The sequence below is a fragment of the Dietzia sp. B19 genome (genome assembly GCF_014145155.1).
Classification (GTDB): domain Bacteria; phylum Actinomycetota; class Actinomycetes; order Mycobacteriales; family Mycobacteriaceae; genus Dietzia; species Dietzia natronolimnaea.
In genome coordinates, this window is record NZ_JAALED010000302.1 from 1 (window position 1) to 2,093 (window position 2,093).

Here is a 2,093-nt window from a genome sequence, read left to right on the forward strand (position 1 = left end):
TCGCCCAGGTGGAACCGAAGGCCACCAATACGAAGGGCAGCCCCAGACCCAGGCAGTACGCGACGATCAGCAACACACCCCGGGCGGCGTCGACACCCGTGCCCGCGGCCACGGAGAGCGCCGCGGCCAACGTCGGGCCGAGGCACGGCGTCCAGCCCAGCGCGAAGACGGCGCCCAGCATCGGCGCGCCGACCCACGTCGAAAGCGCCTTGGGCTGCATGCGCGTATCCCGCTGCAGGGTGGGCACGAGACCGATAAAGACGAGCCCCATCAGGATCGTCACCACGCCGCCGAGGCGCTGCAGCAACTCCTGCTGGGGCGCCAGGTACTGCACGGTGCCCAGCACCATGGCGCTGAGCGCCACGAAGACCACGGTGAACCCGCCCACGAACAGCAGCGATGCCACCACAACCCGCGTACGCGAGGAACGGCGGGTGCGGCGTTCCTCCAGGGTCATCGTCGCCGTGGCGGCTCGTTGGCGCTCCGCGGCGGCAACGGTGACCGGGGGACGGTCGGCGCCCACGACACTGGCCAGGTACGCCACGTAGCCGGGCACAAGTGGGATCACGCACGGCGAGGCGAAGGACACGAGCCCTGCCAGGACACATGCGCCCAGCGCCAGCAGGATCGGGCCGCTGGCCACGGTCTGCTGGAAGGTCTCGCCCACGCTCTGCGCGAGAAGGATCATCTCCGGGTTCACACCGGCTCGACCTCCTCGGCCAGGATCGCGGACACGGTGTCCCGCAGCTTATCATCGGTGATCTCGGCCAGGTACACGGCGGCGACCCGGTGTTGCTTGTCCAGGATGATCGTCGCCGGGACGACGGACGTCGGGAAGCCGCGCAGTGCGGCCACCGCGGCGTTGCTCGGATCCCAGATCGAGGGGAACGTGATGCCGTTGTCCTCCACAAAGTCGACGGGCTTCTGCCGGTTAGGGTCCCGAAGGTTGATGCCGAACACGGTCGCGCCCTGCGGTTCGAACTCGTCCTGCAACCGCTGCAGGTCGTCGGACTCGGCGCGACACGGGCCACACCACTGGCCCCACAGGTTGAGGATCACGACCTGCCCCTCGAAGTCCTCCTGGACGTTGAGCGTGCGATCGGGGTCCATCAGATCCGGGCCGGTGAGAGTCGCGACAGGTTTGCGCTCGGATGGGGGATCGTAGTTGATCTCCAGCTGGCCGTCCGGGCTGACGAACTCGAACGTCTCGGGGCCCGTCACCACCGCGTCCGTGCTGGTTGCGCACGCACCGGTGGCGAGGGCGACTGCGAGGAGTAGGGCGCCGAGGGCGGTCTTGGGGTGACGCATGGCTCAGGCTCCTGTCTGCGACGGGTCGGACGCACCCGCCGGTTCGGTGTAGACGATGTCACGCAGCGTGGTGCCCTCGAAGACCAGAGAGGTGATCGAGGCCAGCGAACACTGCCGCGAACGGGGGTCGTGCCACAGTCGGCGGCCCTCGAGGAACCGTCGCGTGGTGTACACGGGCAGCTGGTGGCTCACCAGTACCGCCTCGTGGCCGCGGGCGGTGTCGAGCGTGGAGTACACGGCCCCGATCATCCGGTGCGCGATCTGCAGGTACGGCTCACCCCACGAGGGCCGCAGCGGGTTGACCAGGATCGGCCAGTACCGCGGGTTGCGCAGCGCCCCGCCCCGGCCGCCGACCTTGTTGCCCTCGAAGCGGTTGTCTGCCTCGATGATGTCGGCGTCGATCCCCACCGGCAGGCCCAACGCCTCGGCCAACGGGGCGGCGGTCTCCTGGGCGCGCTGCAGCGGCGAGGCCACGATCGACACGATGTCGTGCCCCTGCCCGAGCGTGCGGGCCACGGTCTCGGCCTGACTGCGCCCCAGCTCGGAGAGCCGAAAACCCGGCAGTCGGCCGTACAGCACTCCGTCAGGGTTGTGCACCTCTCCGTGGCGGACCAGGTGGACGATGGTCTGCGTCTCGGTCCCGCGGGCCGACGAGTCACGAGGTGCCGACGACGACGACGAGACCGGCTCGCCCGGAGCGGAGATCGTTCCCGGCGCGGCCCCGTACGCCTCGGCCCCCTCCTGCTGCTGCGGGGCGGAGGCCTCCGCGGGGCGCGCGGTGGCCG

At 70.1% G+C, this 2,093-nt stretch carries 3 protein-coding genes; all 3 read right to left on the minus strand.

All coding sequences use genetic code 11. The annotated features are described in order from the left end of the window. A partial coding sequence (locus G6020_RS09295) for a cytochrome c biogenesis protein CcdA (RefSeq protein ID WP_182610417.1) occupies positions 1–700 on the minus strand: 700 nt, incomplete at its 3' end. Next, a complete protein-coding gene (locus tag G6020_RS09300; protein ID WP_182610418.1) occupies positions 697–1,308 on the minus strand; it encodes a TlpA disulfide reductase family protein in 612 nt (203 codons plus the stop codon). The genes G6020_RS09295 and G6020_RS09300, both read right to left, overlap by 4 nt. A gap of 3 nt (positions 1,309–1,311) precedes the next feature. Further along, positions 1,312–1,932 carry a histidine phosphatase family protein gene (locus tag G6020_RS09305; protein ID WP_179525994.1) on the minus strand — a complete coding sequence of 207 codons (621 nt, stop codon included), beginning with the start codon at positions 1,930–1,932 and terminating at the stop codon, positions 1,312–1,314. Between the last annotated feature and the right edge of the window lie 161 nt (positions 1,933–2,093).

Coding starts and splice junctions, on each gene's coding strand:
- G6020_RS09300 (WP_182610418.1), bottom strand. CDS start 1,308: ATGCGTCACCCCAAGACCGCCCTCGGCGCCCTACTCCTCGCAGTCGCC.